Source organism: Epilithonimonas pallida (assembly GCF_900182975.1).
Taxonomy (GTDB): domain Bacteria; phylum Bacteroidota; class Bacteroidia; order Flavobacteriales; family Weeksellaceae; genus Epilithonimonas; species Epilithonimonas pallida.
The window spans coordinates 357,278-372,711 of the sequence record NZ_FXUO01000004.1; the positions used below are offsets into that span (position 1 = coordinate 357,278).

The 15,434-nt window shown below is 33.7% G+C and carries 17 protein-coding genes; 7 read left to right on the forward strand and 10 right to left on the reverse strand.

All coding sequences use genetic code 11. From position 1 onward, the window contains the following. Positions 1 to 240: 240 nt before the first annotated feature. From QOL71_RS09955 to QOL71_RS09965, 3 genes are all read right to left on the reverse strand, one after another. Positions 241 to 624: a hypothetical protein gene (locus QOL71_RS09955; protein WP_283416774.1), complete on the reverse strand. Its 384-nt coding sequence runs from the start codon at positions 622 to 624 to the stop codon at positions 241 to 243. A gap of 7 nt (positions 625 to 631) precedes the next feature. Beyond that, positions 632 to 934, reverse strand: a complete 303-nt coding sequence (locus tag QOL71_RS09960; RefSeq protein ID WP_283416775.1) for a hypothetical protein — start codon at positions 932 to 934, stop codon at positions 632 to 634. A 286-nt stretch (positions 935 to 1,220) separates the two neighbouring features. Next, complete coding sequence (locus QOL71_RS09965) at positions 1,221 to 1,580, reverse strand: hypothetical protein (RefSeq protein ID WP_283416776.1); 360 nt, start codon at positions 1,578 to 1,580, stop codon at positions 1,221 to 1,223. Between the two features lie 85 nt (positions 1,581 to 1,665). Between QOL71_RS09965 and QOL71_RS09970 the strand changes: the two genes are divergently transcribed. Then, entirely contained in the window at positions 1,666 to 2,586 is a 921-nt protein-coding gene (locus tag QOL71_RS09970) for an IS1595 family transposase (RefSeq protein ID WP_283416777.1), read from the forward strand. Here QOL71_RS09970 and QOL71_RS09975 read toward each other — a convergent pair. Further along, a complete protein-coding gene (locus QOL71_RS09975) occupies positions 2,573 to 2,833 on the reverse strand; it encodes a hypothetical protein (protein WP_283416778.1) in 261 nt (86 codons plus the stop codon). The genes QOL71_RS09970 and QOL71_RS09975 overlap by 14 nt on opposite strands. Positions 2,834 to 2,850: 17 nt before the next feature. Between QOL71_RS09975 and QOL71_RS09980 the strand changes: the two genes are divergently transcribed. Next, on the forward strand, positions 2,851 to 3,129 hold the full coding sequence (locus QOL71_RS09980; protein WP_283416779.1) for a hypothetical protein: 279 nt from the start codon (positions 2,851 to 2,853) through the stop codon (positions 3,127 to 3,129). A 105-nt stretch (positions 3,130 to 3,234) separates the two neighbouring features. Here the strand turns inward: QOL71_RS09980 and truB are convergent, their stop codons facing one another. From truB to QOL71_RS10000, 4 genes are all read right to left on the reverse strand, one after another. Then, positions 3,235 to 3,933: a tRNA pseudouridine(55) synthase TruB gene (gene truB / locus QOL71_RS09985; RefSeq protein WP_283416780.1), complete on the reverse strand. Its 699-nt coding sequence runs from the start codon at positions 3,931 to 3,933 to the stop codon at positions 3,235 to 3,237. A gap of 66 nt (positions 3,934 to 3,999) precedes the next feature. Then, positions 4,000 to 4,818: an undecaprenyl-diphosphate phosphatase gene (locus tag QOL71_RS09990; protein WP_283416781.1), complete on the reverse strand. Its 819-nt coding sequence runs from the start codon at positions 4,816 to 4,818 to the stop codon at positions 4,000 to 4,002. A 77-nt stretch (positions 4,819 to 4,895) separates the two neighbouring features. Continuing rightward, positions 4,896 to 5,204, reverse strand: coding sequence for a DUF3098 domain-containing protein (locus tag QOL71_RS09995; RefSeq protein ID WP_283416782.1), 309 nt, complete (start codon positions 5,202 to 5,204; stop codon positions 4,896 to 4,898). A gap of 2 nt (positions 5,205 to 5,206) precedes the next feature. Next, the gene (locus QOL71_RS10000; RefSeq protein WP_283416783.1) at positions 5,207 to 6,106 is read right to left on the reverse strand and encodes a cell division protein FtsX; all 900 of its coding nucleotides are present in this window, start codon (positions 6,104 to 6,106) and stop codon (positions 5,207 to 5,209) included. A 168-nt stretch (positions 6,107 to 6,274) separates the two neighbouring features. Here QOL71_RS10000 and QOL71_RS10005 point away from each other — a divergent pair, with 168 nt between their 5' ends. Beyond that, on the forward strand, positions 6,275 to 7,261 hold the full coding sequence (locus QOL71_RS10005; RefSeq protein WP_283416784.1) for a DNA topoisomerase IB: 987 nt from the start codon (positions 6,275 to 6,277) through the stop codon (positions 7,259 to 7,261). Here QOL71_RS10005 and QOL71_RS10010 read toward each other — a convergent pair. Next, positions 7,258 to 8,745 (reverse strand): NAD(P)H-hydrate dehydratase, encoded by a 1,488-nt coding sequence (locus QOL71_RS10010; RefSeq protein ID WP_283416785.1) that lies wholly within the window; start codon positions 8,743 to 8,745, stop codon positions 7,258 to 7,260. The genes QOL71_RS10005 and QOL71_RS10010 overlap by 4 nt on opposite strands. A gap of 119 nt (positions 8,746 to 8,864) precedes the next feature. On the opposite strand from QOL71_RS10010, the gene mscL reads away from it, so the two are divergent. From mscL to QOL71_RS10030, 4 genes are all read left to right on the forward strand, one after another. Continuing rightward, positions 8,865 to 9,251, forward strand: a complete 387-nt coding sequence (gene mscL, locus QOL71_RS10015; protein ID WP_283416786.1) for a large conductance mechanosensitive channel protein MscL — start codon at positions 8,865 to 8,867, stop codon at positions 9,249 to 9,251. A 343-nt stretch (positions 9,252 to 9,594) separates the two neighbouring features. Then, a complete protein-coding gene (rpsA, locus tag QOL71_RS10020) occupies positions 9,595 to 11,385 on the forward strand; it encodes a 30S ribosomal protein S1 (RefSeq protein ID WP_283416787.1) in 1,791 nt (596 codons plus the stop codon). Positions 11,386 to 11,471: 86 nt separating this feature from the next. After that, positions 11,472 to 12,230, forward strand: a complete 759-nt coding sequence (locus QOL71_RS10025; protein WP_283416788.1) for a T9SS type A sorting domain-containing protein — start codon at positions 11,472 to 11,474, stop codon at positions 12,228 to 12,230. A 122-nt stretch (positions 12,231 to 12,352) separates the two neighbouring features. Further along, complete coding sequence (locus QOL71_RS10030; protein WP_283416789.1) at positions 12,353 to 14,953, forward strand: T9SS-dependent M36 family metallopeptidase; 2,601 nt, start codon at positions 12,353 to 12,355, stop codon at positions 14,951 to 14,953. A gap of 62 nt (positions 14,954 to 15,015) precedes the next feature. Here the strand turns inward: QOL71_RS10030 and QOL71_RS10035 are convergent, their stop codons facing one another. After that, positions 15,016 to 15,252, reverse strand: a complete 237-nt coding sequence (locus tag QOL71_RS10035; protein WP_283416790.1) for a YtxH domain-containing protein — start codon at positions 15,250 to 15,252, stop codon at positions 15,016 to 15,018. Between the last annotated feature and the right edge of the window lie 182 nt (positions 15,253 to 15,434).

Sequence of the window (15,434 nt, forward strand, 5' to 3'; positions counted from 1 at the left end):
GTGTAGGATCAATTTCATTATATGTTTTTTCTTTTCTTGAATCAATTCCACTAATATTTAAAATCAGGGAATAAAGGAATTAACTTATCAATATATTCATATACTTTGATTTGTTTTTCTTCTTCTGAAAAATACTGAATTTTTGTATCTACTAATAGAGCCATATTCTTACTAATTAATGCTTTGTAAAATTAGCAATAAGATTTATTAATTCAAAAAGAGTTAATTTTTAGATTAATCTTATTGAAGATACCCCGCAAGTCGATATTCATCCTCATCATACATTATATTAAGCATTGTTGTTCTTTTTTTATCCTTTCCAATACCTAATATGACTAAACATTTATTACCATGTGAATCAATACAATGCCATGCTTGTAATAATGTATTACCAGTATGACGAGTTGGTTCCGAACTCATAATTGTATATGTCTCCTGATTTTTACCATAATTAATGATTACCATGAGAAATTCAGTATCTAATTTTACTGAAGCCTTAGTAGTCTGCCAAGCACCCCAATTACTATTAGTTTTTCGAAAACTAAAACGATCCATTTGAATGTTAGTCTGTCCGAAATAAAAACAGCTCACTGTTAATAAAAATGCAATTAAGATTTTTTTCATAACCGAACTATTTCTTAACCGCATCTAAAGGATTATCATCATAGTTCATAAAGATTGATCCCATCTTTTTGTACTTCATCAATTTTCCATCTACACATACATTATAGATACCGCTACCATATCCGTTTTGAGCTTGAACGATAATGATTTTACTTTGATCTACATTTTTATCTATTGAGATAAATTTTTTCAGTCGCGGCATTTTAGATGGCTCTTTAAAATCTGCTGGTAGGTCACATTCTTTTTTTGATTCCTGAGCAAAAATCAGTGTTGGTAATACAAGACCAATTGTAAATAGAAATTTTTTCATAAGATGAATTTTAATTCACCTAGTCCCAAAAGTGAAGATTATAAATGCAAAAAAGCATGGGACTTTGCCCATCTATTCTTGCGAGGCTCTGGTAAGCCATTAGGTAATAAATAGGAAAGCCCATGCCTATAGCATGAGCACTTCACTTATTTATTCTACACCTAATTTTTGAATTTACCAGATTCCGCAAGGTAGAGATAAAAAGCAATGCTTTGTTTTCGATATGTCTATTGCAAATATATGAAATTCATTTTATGAAAAAATAAAAAGCTTCTAATCAGAAGCTTTATTTCTTTGTATCTACTTTTACTATTGCAGATAATATGTTTTCAAATTCTACATCTATTTGTTCTTTATCTTTTTGAATTTTTTTATTTAATCTCTTGAATTCTTTGTAGTCTTTAGAGATTTCTAATAAAAGGGTTACACGGATTGTTCTTAGGAGTATTCTAAAATTATCAAGATAATTAATAGGATGAATATTTTCTATATCCCGATCATTACGGTTGATTTCTTTTAATAGTTCTTGGTCTGTTATTGTATCAAGAACATATTTTTTAAAAAATTCATCAAAGAAAGTTTTGTCCGAAAATTTCTTTTCGTACTGATTTTTTAACTCATCAAGTATTGTTCTTTTATGATTCATCGAAATTTTTCTAAGCCGAAGGTATGATTTTATTTGCATATCTCAAATTTTTTTAGTATATTGTTAACTAATAAAACAACACAATATGTTGAAGTTCAGTAGTATATTAGATCTTATTCGAGCATTTCCAACCGAAGAATCTTGTATTAAATATTTAGAAAATCTTCGTTGGAAAAATGGTGTTGTTAGTCCTTTTGATTCTACATCACAGGTTTATAGCTGTAAAAACAATAGATACAAGTGTAAGAACACAGGTAAATATTTTACTGTTAAAACTCGAACAATATTTGAAGGCTCTAAAGTTTCGTTCCAAACTTGGTTTATAGCCATTTACCTTTACACTTCACATAAGCGTGGTATCAGCAGTTATCAATTAGCACGTGATTTAGCCGTAACTCAAAAGACAGCTTATTTCATATTACAAAGGTTAAGACACGCTACAGAACATGAGTCATTTTCGAGACAATTCGAAGGCATTGTACAATGTGATGAAACCTTTGTTGGTGGCAAAAATCGCAATCGACACGCAGACAAAAAAGTCAAAAACTCTCAAGGGCGTTCATTCAAGAAAAAAACACCAGTGTTCGGAGCTGTAGAAAAATCTACTGGTTTTGTCAAAGCAATTGTTATAGAAGATACAAAAGCTCAGACTATCCAACCACTATTAAAACAACATATCAAATCAGGTTCTCATGTAATGACGGATGAATGGCACGCATATAAAAATATCCAAGGTTATTATAAACATACTTTTGTAGATCATGGCAGAAAACAATATGCCAACCAAGATACTACTACAAATGCAATAGAATGTTACTGGTCACATCTCAAGAGAAGTATTATTGGGGTTTATTATAAAACCAGTAGAAAACATCTTCAATTATATGTCAATGAATCAACTTTTAGATATAATACTAAACAAATGAAAACGGCTCAAAGATTCGATTTATTTCTTCAAACGACAGAAAACAAAAGATTAACTTGGCAGAATCTTAAAGTTGCTTAGTCAATACTATTGTTTGAGTTGTTATAACTGTAAAAATGGTTTGTCCTTTTTCATTAAGTTCATCCATTTTTGATTGTGGAATTTCTAAAATCAGTGGATGAAATTTACTTGCTGGTAAATCATCTAGGTCTATTTTACCAATTTCTAAACCAGTAATATCATAACCGTTAAAAATATTACCTTCAATTTTTTGAGGATAATAGATTTTGTTTGTGATTTCTTTTTTTGTATATATTTGATATTCCATAAATTAAACTTTTAAATATGAATTTGTATACTGACACTCTATTTCAATTTGATGCTTTATTGACTTATAAATATACTTTCAATAATAAAAAAGGATATCTCGTTGAAGAATATATCCATTGTATTATTTTAGAACATTTAGAAATGTTTGATGGGCAAACTCCTAGAAAAATTAAAATTAATCAAATCCATAACTTAGAACAATATTTTTCTAATCCAGAATATAATAATTTTTCAGAACGTATTTTAAAAACTGATGATTTAGAATTTATAATTAATTGGAAATCTGGTCGATAAAATTTAATAGTGTAATGTCGTATGTTAATGCCATTTTTAATATAAAACGGTTGCTGTTTTAATTGATTGTGAAATATGACTATGGATTTAATAAAATAAAAAGATTTAATTATTAAAATGAAATTCATTTTCAAGATAATCTGAGGTAGCATTCTCAACAGAATATTCTCCGATTTTGGTTCTTCTAAGTTGTGTGAGATAAGCACCAATGCCCAATTCCTGACCAATATCGTGCGCCAGACTTCTGATGTAAGTTCCTTTTGAGCAACCCACCGTAAAGGAAACGAATGGCAAATTGATTTCGATATTATTAATATAGTGAATGGTAGTTTTTCTGGATTTCATTTCAACTTCTTCACCTTTTCTAGCAAGGTCATAGGCGCGATTACCATCGATTTTTATTGCCGAAAAAACTGGCGGTTTTTGATCGATCTCTCCAACAAATTTTTCTAAGACCTGGTTAATCCGGTTTTCTGTAATATGAGAATAATCGGTTGGTAGGATTTCCGGTTTCTCTGTGTCATAAGATTCGGTTTGAACACCTATTTTGATCTCTGTCCAATATTCTTTTGGAGCATCCTGAATCTCAGGAATTTTCTTTGTGAATTTACCAGTGCAAACAATCAAAAGCCCTGTCGCTCTTGGATCTAAAGTCCCGGCGTGTCCAATTTTGAATTTTTTCGGTAATTCTTTGAATTCTCTTTTGAGTTTATATTTCATCTTATTGACAGCCTGAAAACTAGTCCAATCCAAAGGTTTGTCTAGTAAAAATATATGCCCGGATTGTAATTGTTCTGCTGTCATTCTAAATATAAGAGGTTTTGAATTTTATGCTCGCTTTTTTAAGCAAAGGAAGCTGCCGGAATAATTTTATTTAAAGAAATAAAAATAGATCAACAAAGCCACACCAACAAAAATACGGTACCAACCCCAGGGTCTGAAACCATATTTATTAAGCAACGCGATAAAGGATTTGATAGCAATCCAAGCAACAACAAATGCCACTAGATTTCCAATTACAAAAATCAAAATATGATCCTGTGAAGCCATGATCATTTCGTAGCCTTTTTGCGGATTTGATGTTTCTTTTCCCCATGTTTTCACAAAAACGGAATAAACTGTGACTGCCAACATGGTTGGAACTGCCAGAAAAAATGAAAATTCGGCAGCTGCTTTTCTTGATAATCCCTGTGTCATTCCTCCGATGATAGAAGCTGCACTTCTGCTTGTTCCCGGCATCATTGCCAGACATTGCCAGAAGCCAATTGTTACCGCTTTTTTAATGGTAATTTCCTTTTCATCGTGAACTACCGGATTCTTGAACCAATTATCAGCAAATAACAAAACAATTCCACCTAGAACTAATACAGATGAGATGGCAATCTGATTTCCAAGAACGGCTTCGATTTTATCATCTAAGAAAAATCCTATAATCAAGGCTGGTAAAACTGCAAACGCCAATTTATAATAAAACTGAAGATTGCTAAAGTCAAAGAACTTTTTCCAATAGGCAACCACTACGGAAAGTATTGCCCCAAACTGAATGGATACCTGAAACATCTTTAGAAACTCGGTTTCTTCCAGTCCCATAAGACTTGCTGCAAATCCCATGTGAGCAGTGGAAGATATAGGTAAATACTCTGTAAGACCTTCTATTATAGCGATGATGATCGCTTTTACTAAATCCATAGTTTTGTAGTTTATTAAAAAAAACTTTGTCTCAGTTTGACCAAGACAAAGTTGTTATTGTATTTCTTATTTAGCGTTTAATCTTTGTTTCTTTTCAGTATAGCAAAAATCTGGATTACAAATCCGGCAATGACCATAAGCGGGGCTAATCTGATTCTGCGGAACGAAAAAATATCCTCATTCCAATAACTGGGGTCAAATTTACCATCGGGAGTTGTATTGGCATCTGCACCCATCATTAGTACAAATCCTAATAGAATAAGGCCTAGTCCAATAAGCATTAGTTTGAAATTCTTTTTCCCGAAGTAGAATGATTTTCTTTCAACAGATTCTTCAGATTTCCCAAACTGATCTGCAGAATATTTATTTTTTGCCTTCTTTGCCATTGTTATGAGTAATATAAGTCATCTACGTTGCTACGTAAGAATCTCCAGGTTGCAAAGATAGTACTTGCAACGGTTATAATAATACCTACCAGTAAAATTATAAACAACAATATCACATATTGATCAGTGTCCTGAACAAAAGGTGTCCCTATCTGGCTTGTAAAATAATACCAAACGCCACCCAAAGCCAAAATCCCGATGAATGCTCCAATCAGTCCCAAAACCAATGCTTCTCTGATAAATGGCATGAGAATGAATCTTCTTTTCGCACCTACCAATTGCATTGTTTTGATAATGAATCTCTTAGAGAAAATCTTCAATCTTATCGAATTGTTAATCAAAACCATTGCAACAATCAAAAATAAAATCGAGAATGCTAAAATCCAGGTTAAAATTCTGTTCAGATTATTATAAACATCAATGGTTAATTGATTGTCATTAACAACATCTTTAACACCATCAATCGCTTTTAGTTGATTAACGACACCATCTATTTTTGCAGGATCTACAAATTCCGGTTTAAGTGTAACCTCTACAGATGCCGGGAAAATATCTTCCTCAAAAAGCGCATCAGAATCGATCCCCAATTGTTTTTTTGCTAATACAGAAGCCTGTTGTTTGGAAATATATTGTGCTTGCTTTACGTAATTCTGCTGTTTAATTTTTGTGAAAGTTTCTTCCTGGAATTTCAGAGTCTTTGCAGAATCTCTCGGATCAAGATACTCATCAAAGTAAGCTTCTACTACAAGTTGCTCTTTGATATAATCCGAATATTTCTGAGCATTAATCAATATTAATCCAAATAATCCTACAAGGAATAAAACCAGTGAAATACTGATGACTACAGTAATATTACTGGATCTCAATCTGCTTTTATTAAAATCGTCAACGGTCTTTGGCATCAAAAAAATTTTTGCTAAAATAGAAATTTTAGCTTAAAAAGCCTTGTTAGTCACTGTTAATAAAATCATAAAACATAATCTGTTCTTTCGTATTTTCTGAGTTATGGTAATTGTAAAAATTTCAAAATCGGCATTTTTATTGTAAAGGTCAATATAAAATATCAGTTTATGAAACTCACACGCCAAGCGTCCGGAAAAAACTTTGTCTATATTGATAAAAACAAGGAAAAATTAAAAGATCCGGAAAAAATCGATTACATCAAATCTCTTGTGATTCCACCGGCTTGGACCAATGTTGAAATAACGACAAATAAACGGGCGAAGATCCTTGCAGTTGGGCGCGATCAGAAAGGTCGTAAACAATATATATATAACCCAAGATTCCGTGCGAAAAAAGATGCTGACAAATTTGACAGAATCCTTCATTTTGCAGAAAATCTTGAACACATGAGGCGTGTGACCGGTCAGCATCTCAGAAAGAAAAAGATGAGCCGGGAAAAAGTTCTGGCAGCAATGGTAAGGCTTTTAGATTCAGCTTATTTTCGTCCTGGCAGCCCAAAGTACACCCAGCAAAACAAAAGTTACGGATTGACAACCATCCGAAAAAAGCATCTCAATATTGAAGGTGATGAAATGATTTTTTCCTACAAAGGAAAATCAGGAAAATTTCAGGAAAAACATATTATCAATTCGAAATTGACAAAAGTAATTTCTGATTTAGAGGATCTGCCGGGTTATCGGCTTTTCAAATATTATGATAAGGATAATAATCTGATTACGGTTGAAAGTCAGGATCTTAATCAATACATCAAAGAGATCATGGGTGAAGAATTTTCTGCAAAAGATTTCAGAACATGGGCAGGAACGATGATTGCGGCTGGAATCCTGGATGAATTGGGAATATGCGAAAAGCAGCAACAAAAAGAACTTAAAAAGAGAATCCGTAATGCAATTGTTGCCGTTTCTGAAAAATTAGGCAACACACCTTCCGTTGCGAGAGATTCTTACATTGATCCACGGATTTTTGAACATTATAAAAACGGACATACCATACAGTATTTTAAAAAAGAAATTAAAAAACTTTTGCGGAAAAATGAAAATCTTTCCGAAACCGAAGTTGGGGTTTTGTATATGCTGAAATCTAAATTGCGTTAATTCAGACTCTTGAAAACTTCTCCTATTTTATTGATTAAATCGGTGGGTAACATGGATTCTCTTGAGAATTCTTCAGCAGCAAAATCTCCTGCTTTTCCGTGAAGCCAAACGCTAAAAATGCAGGCTTCTTTGATCTCATATTTTTGAGAAATCAATGATGTAATTATTCCTGTCAAAACATCGCCGCTTCCGCCTTTCGCCATTCCGGAATTACCTGTAATATTATAATACACTTTTTTATCAGGCGTGATAATCGCAGTGTGATGATCTTTCAGTACGATAAAGATTTGTGAGTCTTTTGCCTTTTCTTTTGCCAGTTCAATTCGGTCAAAAGAGTTTTCCGTTTTACCAAACAATCTTTCGAATTCCAAAGGATGCGGGGTAATTACAGAATGTTTTGGGATTAAATTTAAATTTTGATTTTCTGCTAAAATATTTAAAGCATCTGCATCAAGAACTACAGGATTTTTATATGATTTCAAAAATTCTAATAAAGCTTTTTGGGTTTGTTTTTCTTTGCCTAATCCAGGACCAATCCCGTAAATCGCTTTATCCTGAATTTCAATTTTACAAATATAATTTTTGCCGGAGCTAATAAACATTGCTTCGGGAATTTGAGATTGTAAAATCAAATTTCCACAATCCGGCGCCATTGTAAAAGTCAATCCGCTACCTGTTCTCAGAGCTGATAATGATGACATCAAAACCGCACCTATTTTACCATAACTTCCACCAACCAAAATACTTTTTCCGAAAGTGCCTTTGTTGCTGAAGTCTTCTCTCGGTTTGTAAATTTTTCGAATTATACTGTTGTCAATAACGAAATAATCTGTTTTTGCATCTTCTATAAATTTTGAATCCAAATCAATGTCCAAAACTTCGGTTTTTCCACAGAACCTTCCGGTTTCCGGATGAAGAAAACTTCTTTTATAAAACTGGAAAGTCAGTGTAAAATCAGCTTTGAAGACAACGGAATCTTTTTCAATTACTTTATCTGCGAACAACCCTGTTGGGATATCAATAGAAACTTTCGGAAGTGTGGTTTGATTTAACGTTTCAACAAGATTTTTAACCTTTCCTGATAGTTTTCTGTTCAATCCATAACCAAAAAGAGCGTCAATAAGAACGGTTTTTTCTTTGATGGTTTTTGAGAAATCACTGAAGTCTTTAATTTCAATTCCACTGATTTTTTTGATTTTTCTGAAATTGATTTCTGCATCTGCCTTGAAATTTAAATTAGCTCTGTCGATATAAACCTCCACATCAAATCCTTTTTCATAAAGCATTCTTGCTGTTGCCAAACCGTCGCCGCCGTTATTTCCCGTTCCACAAAATATTAAAAATCTGTTTGTAGTTTTAAAGTTCATTTCTATCCATTCCACGCATTTGGCAGCGGCACGTTCCATCAGATTTAATGATGAGACTCCACTTTCAGTAGTTGCAATATCGCAGGATTTGATTTGTGAGGAAGACAGGATTTTCATTTTACAGTTTAAAGAGTAACATCAAATTTAGTTAATAAAACTTTTACAAAAAATGAAAAAATAAAGACTTTTAAAGGAAAAAATTATATTTTTGTTATATAACTATAAAAAATACAACTATGGGATTTGTAAAAGAATTTAAAGAATTTGCTGTCAAAGGAAATGTACTGGATTTAGCAATTGGTGTAATAATTGGAGGTGCTTTTGGAAAAATAGTAACATCTATGGTTGACGATATTATTACTCCTGCTATTCTAAACCCGGCTATGAAAGCTATAAATGCGGAAAATCTCTCTCAACTGGTTGTTCCGGGAACTGCCATTAAATATGGTAACTTTTTATCTTCGACTATTTCTTTCATTGTTATTGCGTTTTGTCTTTTTTTGGTTATCAAGGGTATAAATAAATTAAAAAAAGATGAACCAAAAGAAGTTGTTCCTGCGGGACCTTCATCTACAGATGCATTATTAATGGAAATACGTGATGAACTGAAGAAAAAACAATAATATTTTAATATTTTATTAATTAATAAAGCTCTACTATGTTGTAGAGCTTTTTGTTATTAAACTTTTATTGTTTTGATATTAAGTGATAGATAACTTGAAAGTATGATAATTGAATTTGGCATTTCTTTCTTGTTAATTTTAAATTTTGCTGTTGATTTTTAGAAAGTTATCATTTGTTTTGAAGTTTGTTAAGCTATTGTTAGTTTCAAATAAAAAGCATATCTTTGCACCACTTTTTGCGGAGCAGATTCAGAAAAGTAAACTATTAATAATTAACAACTTCCAATATTTTGATTCCGCAGTTTTTGAATCGTTAAGAATTGGAATACAAATTTTTTAGAAAATGTCAAAAGAGACAAATTCAGCAGAGGTTTTATTAAACCAAAACGTAGCACCAGAACAATTTGATTGGGAATCTTTCGAATCAGGACTTAATGCAGAGGACAGAAACGAGAAGAAAGAACTAGAAGAAATCTACAATGGTTCTCTTAATGATCTTACAGACAATGATGTAATCACTGGTAAAGTTGTAAGATTAACTGATAAAGAAGCTATCGTAGATATCAACTTCAAATCTGAAGGTGTTATTTCTCTTAACGAATTCCGTTACAATCAAGGTCTTAAAGTAGGTGATGTTGTAGAAGTAATGGTTGACAGAAGAGAAGACAAATCAGGTCAGTTACAGTTATCTCACAAAAAAGCGAGAACGCTTAAAGCTTGGGATAAAGTAAATGAGCTACACGAAACTGGAGAAATTGTAAACGGTTTTGTGAAATCCAGAACTAAAGGTGGTATGATCGTTGATGTACACGGAATCGAAGCATTCTTACCTGGTTCTCAAATTGATGTTAAGCCAATTAAAGATTACGATCAGTTCGTAGGTAAAACTATGGAGTTCAAAGTTGTGAAAATCAACCCTGAGTTCAAAAACGTAGTAGTATCTCACAAAGCATTGATCGAAGCAGATATCGAAGGTCAGAAAAAAGAAATCATCGCTCAGTTAGAAAAAGGACAAGTTCTTGAAGGTACTGTTAAGAATATTACTTCTTACGGTGTATTCATCGACCTTGGAGGTGTTGATGGATTGATCCACATTACAGACCTTTCTTGGTCTAGAGTGAACCACCCATCTGAAATCCTTGAGGACGGACAAACTGTAAAAGTTGTTATCCTTGACTTTGATGATGAGAAAACAAGAATCCAATTGGGTATGAAGCAATTAGAAGCTCACCCTTGGGATGCTCTTTCTGCTGACTTAAAAGTAGGTGACAAAGTAAAAGGAAAAGTTGTAGTTCTTGCTGACTATGGTGCATTCGTAGAAATCGCTCCAGGTGTAGAAGGATTAATCCACGTTTCTGAAATGTCTTGGTCTACTCACTTGAGATCTGCAGGTGACTTTGTAAAAGTAGGTGATGAAGTAGAAGCTGAAGTACTTACTTTAGATAGAGACGAAAGAAAAATTTCTCTTGGTATCAAGCAATTAAGCAAAGATCCATGGGAAAATATCGAAGCTAAATATCCGGTAGGATCTAAGCATGTAGGAACTGTAAGAAACTTCACAAACTTTGGTGTATTCGTAGAGTTAGAAGAAGGAATCGACGGATTAATCTACATCTCTGATCTTTCTTGGACCAAGAAAATCAAGCACCCATCTGAGTTCTGTGCAGTTGGAGATAAATTAGATGTTGTAGTATTGGAACTAGATACCCAGGCAAGAAGATTATCTCTAGGTCACAAGCAATTGACTGAAAATCCTTGGGATAAATTCGAAACTAAATACGCTGAAGGAACTGTACACACAGGAACTGCAGTAGAAGTTCACGATAAAGGTGCTTCTATCCAGTTCGAAGATCAGGAAGTTGAAGCATTCTGTCCATCAAGATTATTAGAGAAAGAAGACGGATCTAAAATCAAAAAAGGTGAAACTGCTGAGTTCAAAGTGATCGAATTCAACAAAGAATTCAAGAGAGTAGTAGTTTCTCACACAGGTATCTTCAGAGATGAAGAGAAGAAAAATGCTAAAGAAGCTTCTACAAGAAACGTAGCATCTTCTTCAAATAACGAAGAAAGATCAACTCTTGGAGATATCGATGCATTAGCAGAATTGAAAAGAAAAATGGAAGAAGGTAAATAATCACCTCTCACCATTTTGAAATATAAAGCCACCTACAAAAGGTGGCTTTTTTAGCCAAAGAAATAATTTATTATATAAAATAACCTATGAAAAAAATTCTATTATCTTTAAGCTTAATCACAGCAGCTTTTTCATCAGCACAAATTAATGCGAGTGAAAGTTTTGAGTCTACGACTTATCCTGGTTTTACAAATGTTTCATTTTTCCGTAGTAGTGTAGAAACACCATGTGCAGGGAGCTATGGCTTGACAAGAAATTTTTGGAGTGGCGGTACGTTAGGTTCTACAACTTACTCATCTACATCATCTAATGGTGGAAAGCTGGATATCTCCTTCAAATACAAAACTTTTATATATAATAATGGATCTGTTAACGGAACTTTGAAAGTAGAGTATTCTATTGATGGTGGCCAAAATTATCAGACTCTACAAACTATTAGTTTAACATCTGTGGCAGGTTGCGCTAATTGGTCTGGTTCTTTGCAGCAAGGTACGGTGCCAAATTCTGCAAACTTTAAATTAAGAGTTTCCGGACAATGGACTTCTGGTGATTATTGGGTGATCTTGGATGATTTTAAATTAACACAATCCCCATTTTTATCAGCTTCTGATATTTCTAAAAAAACGACTGAGGTTTATCCAAACCCGTTTAATGATGTCTTATTCTTAAATAATTCTGAGGATGTGGATAATATTTCGATTGCAGACATTTCCGGAAGAACTGTAAAAACAATCAATCAGGTTTCGAAAGAATTGAAACTTAATGACCTGAAAGCAGGTGTTTATGTAATCTCAATCATTTACAAAAACGGAACATCAACATCTGATAAGATTGTAAAAAAGTAAAAATAAATTATCTTTTCTAATAAAAACATTCCAAATTTTTGGAATGTTTTTTTATGTTTTGCTGATATTTAGTTTATTTTTAATAAATTCGATTGATTTTTTAATTAAATGCGAAATTTATTATGAAGAAAAGAAAACTACCTCTTATTGTTGCGGTTGTTTCTTTGCTCACTGTTAATTCTGTTTTTGGACAGAATTATAAAAGTGTGATAGAAAACTACCTGAAAACATCAGTAGGCAAAAATGCCGTTAACAAAGATTTTTTGATCTCTTCCGAAGATCCCTCCAAATCTTTAAATGCTACTGTTGTAAAGATACAGCAGACTTATAATGGAATTCCAGTATTTGGTAATTCTTCCACAATATTAATCAGAGATAACAGCGTATTGAATTTTACTGGAGATTTTACATCTAGTGTAGCGAGATCCTCAAATATTTCCCAGGTACAGGATGTGGCAACAATTCTTACAAAAGTTGTAGAAAATCTTAAGTTGCCTAACGCCCAGGTTTACAATGCTTCTCTTGGTACGAGTGAAATAAAAACGCCTGCTTTAGTATATTATGATAATGGTTCTGATCTGGTTCTTTCTTATGAAATAGAATTTTATGAGCAAAAATCCAGTAATCTTTGGCACATCATTGCAGATGCTAAAACGGGAAAAATCTACGATCAGAATAACTTAACGAATTCTTGTAATTTTGCTGAAGAAGCCTACGGAAGAGAACATAACCATAATGGAGAGGTTCTAAATCATACAGTTGCATATCCTCAGAATAATAGCAACAAAGGGATATCTCTATTGGCAAATAATGCTTCTTACAGAGTTTTTCCTTTTCCGGTAGAAGCTCCAACTTTCGGCGACAGGTCATTACTTACTAATCCATGGGATTTATCAGCATCTTCACTTGGATGGCAAAATGATAATACTACAGAATATAATATTACAAGAGGAAATAATGTACATACTTATCTGGATGAAGGCAGTACCAATGCCATTGGAGCATCAGCAGATGGTGGGACTTCTCATATCTTTGATTTTCCTTTTGATCCGGCAAATGGATTGGAAAGTTATAAAAATGCATCTATTACCAATCTGTTCTATGTAAATAACAGGGTTCATGATGTATTGTATAAATTTGGATTTACGGAAACATCAAAAAACTTCCAGGCATATAATTTCGGAAAGGGTGGATCTCAAAATGATTATGTTTTAGCAGAAGCGAGAGACGGTGCAGGTGTAGCCGATTTGTCTCTGGGATATTATAATAATGCAAACTTCTCAACCCCTTCCGATGGATCAAAACCAAGAATGCAAATGTATATTTGGTTAGGTGCTCAACCATATTTTTCATTTAATGGGCCTTCCAGTGTTGCGGGAACTAGCATTCCTTCTATTGGTTTAGGTTATTTCGGAACACCGTTGTGGAAACAGTCTGTAACTGGAGATGTGGCAATCTCTCCAATTTTGGATGCTTGTACAGCGCTTCCTGCAGGATCGCTTACGGGTAAAATAGGTATTGCGCAAAGAGGGACTTGTAACTTTATTTTAAAAGTAAAAAATATTCAGGATGCCGGAGCAATTGGAGCTATTATTTATAATTCACCAGATGCAGCAACCAATCCTGGAGAAGCCATCAGTAACATGTCAGGAGATGGGACTACTCCGGTTACTATCCCTTCTGTTTTCCTTCCGCAATCTAGAGGCGAAGCGATTAATGCATTAATTAATGGAGGACAAAATGTAAACGTGACACTTAAGATTCCGGTGAAAGATGGAAGTCTTGATAACGGTATTATCAGCCACGAATATGGTCACGGATTATCGACAAGATTAACAGGTACTTCCGTTAGTTGTTTAAGCTCAAGTGCAGATAAAGAACAAATGGGAGAAGGATGGTCAGATTTCTTGGCATTAATGCTGACAATGAAACCTACAGATAATGCTTCCGTTGCGAGAGGTATAGGAACTTATGCTACGGATGAGCCAACAACCGGTGATGGTATCAGGCCAGCTAAGTATTCTCCTGATACATCAATCAACAGTTACACTTATGGAGATACCAATGGTATGGAATATACAAACTCTAGTGGTGCACTGGTTCCGGATGTACACTCAATTGGTTTTGTTTGGGCTACGATTCTTTGGGATCTTCATTGGAAGTACGTAGAAAAATATGGTTTCAACAATGATATCACTGCAGATGCTAATTCCGGATCTGCAAGGGTTTTCCAAGCTGTTGTTGACGGACTTAAGTTACAAGGATGCTATCCGACCTTTATCATGGGAAGAGATGCTATTATTGCAGCTGATCAGGCTTCAACAGGCGGAAGTAACAAATGCCTTATCTGGAATACTTTTGCTAAGCGAGGAGTTGGAGTTAATGCAAGTGCAGGTTCAAAAACCAATATCAATGATCAGGTTGAGGATTTCACAGTACCAGCAGAATGTGCTTTAGCAACAAATGAGGTGACAGCTGCAAAAGGATTCAGTATTTATCCTAATCCTGCTAAAAACGAATTTTACTTAAACTTCAAAAACAATATTTTGGGTAAAGTAAATGTTGAAATCTATGACGCATCTGGAAAATTGGTTTCCAACCAACAGATTGATCCGTCTGCCAGAGAAGCTATCAATACACAGAAGTTACCAAATGGAGCTTATGTTGTAAAAGCATCTGGGATTGGACTTAACTATAGTTCTAAAATGATTATCAATAAATAATCAAAAATCAGATTCAAATAAAAAACCGGAAATTAATTTCCGGTTTTCGTTTTTATTCAGCTTTATTCAGCCGATTGCTGAGCTTCGTTTTTAAAATCTTCAGCTTTATTTTTCAGCTGATCTACTGTTTGTGTCGCTTTATCCTTCAGATCATTTCCGAATTTCGTCAGATTATCTTTTGCGTTATTGATCGTGTCTTTCACCTTTTGCTGATCTTCAGGAGAAGATTTTTTGTACTTCCACCAAGCAAGCGCTCCTAATCCTAACAAAGCCAACAGGCCATTTGTTTTGTTTCCCATGATATAATTTTTTATATTAATATTTGATTACTAAGTTAGTAGAAAAATTTATGCCACAGATTAATTTTAACGAAAAATATTTTTAAGACGTGCCCCTTTCCAAAGCTTTTCCTACGCTCGGGTCGCGCTGTCCACTATTATCTTTTGTCACCATTGCTTTCCTTTCCAGACAAAAGGATAGC